We start from the raw sequence: 1,755 nt of genomic DNA, 5'->3' as shown, positions 1-1,755 counted from the left end.
CAGCACGGACCCCACCCCGCCGGCGACCGCGGCGGTACGGCGGGCCTGCAACTCCCGCGACTTCGGCCCGGGAATGGCGGTGACGAGGCGGCGCTCCTGCGGGATGGCGGTCATGAGGGGCTCCTGGGGGTGTTTCGGGGTCTTTCTTCGCAGGCTAGGGGCGGGGGAGGGGTGCGGGCATGCGCCGTTCGGTAGTAGTGGGCGCGTGTCGTTGTCCGGGACGGACAGAGAGACAGGACGGAGAGGCGGAGGGCGGGGCTCATGCGGCCGGGGCGTGGCCGGGGCGGGGCCGGGGCGGGGTCAGGGCGTGGCCGAGGCGGGCAGGAGGCGGGCAGGAGGCCAACGCCCTTGTGTACGCGGGACGGTGGGCCAGCCGCCGAATGCGCGGCGGTGGCAATACATTGAGCGGGTACAGCAGGGCGGACGGCGGACTGCACAGGGGGCAGAGGTACGGATGGACACCGACGGCACGCACGACTCGCGGGGCACACACGCCGGCTCCGTGCCGCGCCCGGCAGGGCCGCCCCCCATGCCACCGACCACGCCGCCGCCCGTGCCGCCTCCGCCGTCCTCGGCGCCTTTCGAGACGGCTCCGCCGCCCGCGCCGCCCGGCCACGCTCCCGACGCCGGTCCGACACTGCGGGAGTGGCTGCACGTGCCTCGGACGGCGGACGCGCCGGGGACCTGGACCTATGGACACCGGCCGCGTCCTCCGGAGGAACCGGAGCGCACGCCGGTGCGGCAGCTAGTCAGCGGAGCGCTGATCTCGCTGCTCGCGGGGATGCTGCTCTGGTCACTGCTGTGGAACGGCTACCTCGGCGGATTCTGGCTCTGGCCGATGTATCTCCTCACGCCCGATGCCTGGTGGGCCGGTACACCGGAGGGCGCCATCGCCCAGAACATCTACAACGCGCTGGTCATCGGCGGCCTCCTCTTCGTTTTCGGGCGCCTCGGCCGCTGGCCCGAGCTGGTCCGGCGTCTGCTGGGCCGCAGCGGCGGGACCGAGCCCGTCACGGCCGCGCCCGCCCATCCCGAGCCCGAGGACGATCTCGCCGAGTGGCCCGAGCTGAGGGCGGCGGGACTGGGCGAGATCGCCGCGCGGCTCGCCTCCGAGGTACGCGAGGGGCGCATGAACGACGTCGACTACGCCCGGATCCGCCGCGCCTGGCACTCCGTACGGGCCGATCCCTCGCGGCTCACGGCGTTTTCCGAGGCCGTGCGCGGGAAGGGCGCGGGCGCCTGCGTCCATCCCTCGGGCAAGCGCGATCTGCCCGTACGCGCCGCCCGGCACGACCTGCTCGTACGGCAGGTCAGGATCGGTACGGTCCATGACGGCGAGCGGAATCCCTATCCACGGCGAGGGACCGGTCTCGCGCTCGATCCGGTGCTCCTCGGGACCTCGCTGCTGGCCGTCGGGCCGCCCGGGGCCGGCAAGACGCACGCGCTCGTCCGGCCCGTCGTCGAGTCGCTCGCGCTCCAGGCGCTCGCGGGCCAGGCCGCCGTCATCGTCGTCTGCGCCGCCGGCACCGAGCTCGGTCCCGCCAGCGCGTACGACGTCGTGGTCCGGCTCGGTGATCCGGAGTCGGTGTACGACCTCGATCTGTACGGAGGCACCACCGACCCGGACGAGGCCGCCGTCGTGCTCGCCGAGGGCCTCGTCGGCGATCTGACGGACACCGACAGCCGACGGGCCACCACCGCGCTCGCACAGATTCTCGGCCCGTTCCGCGCCGCGCACGGCCGACTGCCCGCCGT

At 74.2% G+C, this 1,755-nt stretch carries 1 pseudogene; it reads left to right on the top strand.

Annotation, left to right across the window (positions count from 1 at the left end):
• Nucleotides 1–529: 529 nt before the first annotated feature.
• Nucleotides 530–1,755, top strand: a pseudogene (locus GA0115259_RS39820) (ATP-binding protein); the annotation flags it as partial.

The organism is Streptomyces sp. MnatMP-M17 (assembly GCF_900091995.1).
Lineage (GTDB): Bacteria > Actinomycetota > Actinomycetes > Streptomycetales > Streptomycetaceae > Streptomyces.
This window is presented reverse-complemented; position numbering and strand designations above follow the sequence as displayed.